Source organism: Thermogutta sp. (assembly GCF_014359955.1).
Taxonomy (GTDB): domain Bacteria; phylum Planctomycetota; class Planctomycetia; order Pirellulales; family Thermoguttaceae; genus Thermogutta.
On the sequence record NZ_JACIYL010000528.1, the window covers coordinates 1 to 3,151 of the forward strand.

At 59.1% G+C, this 3,151-nt stretch carries 4 protein-coding genes; 1 reads left to right on the forward strand and 3 read right to left on the reverse strand.

What is annotated here, in order from left to right:
• Positions 1 to 635: alpha-L-arabinofuranosidase C-terminal domain-containing protein (locus tag H5U08_RS13965; protein ID WP_297034279.1), on the forward strand; the 635-nt coding region annotated here is incomplete at its 5' end.
• A 162-nt stretch (positions 636 to 797) separates the two neighbouring features.
• Here H5U08_RS13965 and H5U08_RS13970 read toward each other — a convergent pair.
• From H5U08_RS13970 to H5U08_RS13980, 3 genes are all read right to left on the reverse strand, one after another.
• Positions 798 to 1,184, reverse strand: a complete 387-nt coding sequence (locus H5U08_RS13970) for a hypothetical protein (RefSeq protein WP_297034281.1) — start codon at positions 1,182 to 1,184, stop codon at positions 798 to 800.
• Between the two features lie 165 nt (positions 1,185 to 1,349).
• Entirely contained in the window at positions 1,350 to 1,934 is a 585-nt protein-coding gene (scpB, locus tag H5U08_RS13975) for an SMC-Scp complex subunit ScpB (protein ID WP_297034284.1), read from the reverse strand.
• A gap of 356 nt (positions 1,935 to 2,290) precedes the next feature.
• On the reverse strand, positions 2,291 to 3,151 hold an 861-nt coding region (locus H5U08_RS13980), incomplete at its 5' end, for a hypothetical protein (RefSeq protein WP_297034287.1).

Here is a 3,151-nt window from a genome sequence, read left to right on the forward strand (position 1 = left end):
CCCGGGGACCGTATCGCTATGAAGCCTTCTTTGAGGAAACTGCCAGGCTCATCGCCCAGTCGCGAAATCCGCATCTGAAGCTGTTCATCTCAGAGTGGAATGCCCAGAGCACGGATTGGCGGACGGGGCTCTACTGCGGTGGGATCCTCAACGCCTTCGAACGGACCGGCGACGTGGTCGAAATCGCGTCTCCGGCGCTCTTTTTGCGGCATATCTCGGCAACGGCCTGGGACAACGCCTTTATCAATTTCGATCATCGGCGATGGTTCCCGGCCCCCAATTATGTGATTATGAAACTCTGGCGGGATAATTTCGCACCGGAACGTATTGCCGCGGAGGGCGTGCCCGAGGACCTTAACCTCGTGGCCACCAGGGATCCGCAGCAGGGTGTGGTGATCGTGAAGGTTGTCAATCCCGGCAAAGAAGCGCGCCGAGTTTCTGTCAAGGTGGCCGGTCAGGCCATCGAATCGGCGACAGCGCAAAAAGTGGCCCCGGGAGATTTGCTCGCGCGAAACACGCTTGACCAGCCTGATGCCGTCCGCGCGGAGAAAGCAGACGTCGCACTTGTTGACGGGGCGGCGACCATGGAACTGCCCGCCCTCTCGTGCGTTGTGCTTCGCCTAAGCGTGAAATAAGACGCAGCGGACGCGGCTCAAAAAGACGCCACCCGGTGATCTCCAGTTGGATCACCGGGTGATTCTGTATTGGTCACGCCGTAACTCAAAAGGCAGATTGAAAACGCTGGTGCCGGTAGGCCACCCGCAGGGGCGCACCACGGCCGTCAGAGGTGGGAGAGATCACTCGTCCTCTTCTTCGTCGTAGTCATCCTCCCAGTCTTCGTCCTCTTCATCCTCCCAATCTTCGTCCTCTTCGTCCTCCCAATCCTCATCCTCGTCGTAATCTTCGTCGTCCTCGTCTAGATCTTCATCGTCCCAATCTTCTTCATCCTCCCATTCGTCTTCGTCCTCGTCCCAATCTTCTTCGTCTTCGTCCCAGTCCTCGTCTTCATCCTCCCAATCTTCGTCCTCTTCGTCTTCCCAATCCTCATCATCCTCATCCTGGGCGAGGATGTAACCACGACGCCCCAAGCCTGCGGGGCCGGTCTCTGCCAAGCGCGTCGGCAGTTCGGAGATCGCGTGGGTCGCTCTCAGGCAAGCCACAATGTCTTCGAAAGCAAGTTTCACGGTGAACACCCCTGATTCAAAAAAGGACCAATCTCGAGATATTTCCCCTCGCGGTGGAGTGAGAACCCTCACTTCACCGCGAACCATTCACTTTCCGTCACTCCCGGCTGCGCGAGAACTGTGATCGCTCTCACCACTTGCCAGTTTATAAAAACGTTTAATATATCAGATGCGCCCCTCGCCGGTAAGTGGTGCGTTCTCCGACGTCCCGGAGGAGGGGGACCGACGGACTGCGGAGTTACGATACTCAGCGTGAGGAAGTTCGTCCAGTCCCCGCAAGCCAAAAACTTCCAGGAACGTGTCAGTTGTTCCGTAAAGATACGGTCGTCCCAGCTCTTCGGATCGCCCGACTATTTTAACCAGTCCCCGGTCCATCAACTGACGGAGAATCTCACCACACTGGACGCCTCTGATGGATTCTATTTCGGCACGGAGCACCGGTTGCCTGTACGCAATGATGGCCAGCGTTTCCATCGCCGGTGGTGACAGGCGAATGGGCCTCTGATCGCGTGCCAGTCGTGCCACCCAGGGGTAGAATTCCGGCCGCGTCCGCAACTGAAAACCGCCGGCCACTTCCACCAGACAAAATGCGGCCCCAACCTCATCATACAGTTTTCCGAGTCGGCGGAGGTAGCCTCTGACCTCGGCGGCACTCTCGAATCCACAAATTTGGGCAATTTTCCTTGGTGTTAATGGTTGACGGGCAACAAAGAGTGCGGCTTCCACACGGCGTACCCCTTCTCCCCACACCGGACCCTCCGGGAGTCGAAAGGACGCACTGGGCGCGCGTGCCGAGGGAATGGGGCGAGCAAACAGCCGCCAATCCGGACGGCGGCGTTGCAGCAGGCCTGTGTCGCAGCGTAATCTCTTTCGCCAAAAATATTGCATTTCCGTGGCTCAGGATGGCCGACGTTCTGGGACTGGTCACCGCAGACTCACAAGACAAGAATACGGCTGCCAGGGGCCTGCGTGCAAGGTGCGTTCTCGCCGGGTGTGCTCAGGCTCCATGACCCCATTGGGCAAGTTAGGGGGCTTTCCACACGCCGCACCAAGTCGCGGATCCCGCTTCGCTGGCGACAGCCAGGAGACACCTGCGCGATGCTTGTTTAGAAACCCCGGGAAGAAGGAGGGACGGCATCGGAAGAACCGCCCGAAATCTGAGCCAGAACCCTTCTCATGGCCTCCTCGGGGCTGGGAGCAATAGCTTCCCAGAGGCGCGTCATGTGAGAGACGCCGTTGACCGGCATCTCGCAGGTGAACCGAAAGAGCTGCCCGTCGGTTCCCCACCGCTCCAACCGATAGCGCACGGCACCAAGGGCGCGAAACTGACGCGCAAGCTCTTCCAGGTGCTCGATTCCCTCCATGGATGGGAGCTGCTGGCGATTTGGTCTTTCGGTTTGAGGCGAGACTTCCGCCGACGCGTACGGCGAATCCAAAGTGGGGACGGACGCTGGTGTCCGGGTGTCAGCGGGCGAAACGCCCCCATGGAACCCACCCCCGGTGGCCGATTGCCACGGAGGTCGGCCGACATTTGCTATTGGGCCGTCGCTCTCGTTGGCCGGGCTGTTTCTGCTCGTTCCAGCGGCGAGAGCGCTACTCAAACCTTGGGGAAAGGTCGGCTCCGCCGTCACCGGGTGTCCCTCTCGGCTGGGTTTGACGGGCCTGGCAAGGGCGTCCATCGGCGATGCCGAGCCAATCGGGGGAACCGGACTGGCCTGCACAATTTGGGCGGGGCTTTCCTGAAAGCCGTTCCCAACGAATGGATACCGGCGGTCCGGTTCGCTTACCACACCCGGAGTCTCAAAAGAGTCTCTTTTGATCAACAGTTTTTCTGGCTTAACTTCTTTCTCTGTGCTGTCTGAAGTTTTCCCATTTTCTTCCATGGAGAAGAGAACGGAGAGGACGACTGGAAGCCGGGTTGGCGGCACGAGAGCCAGGCCCACGGTCCCCACAAAAATCGCGAACAG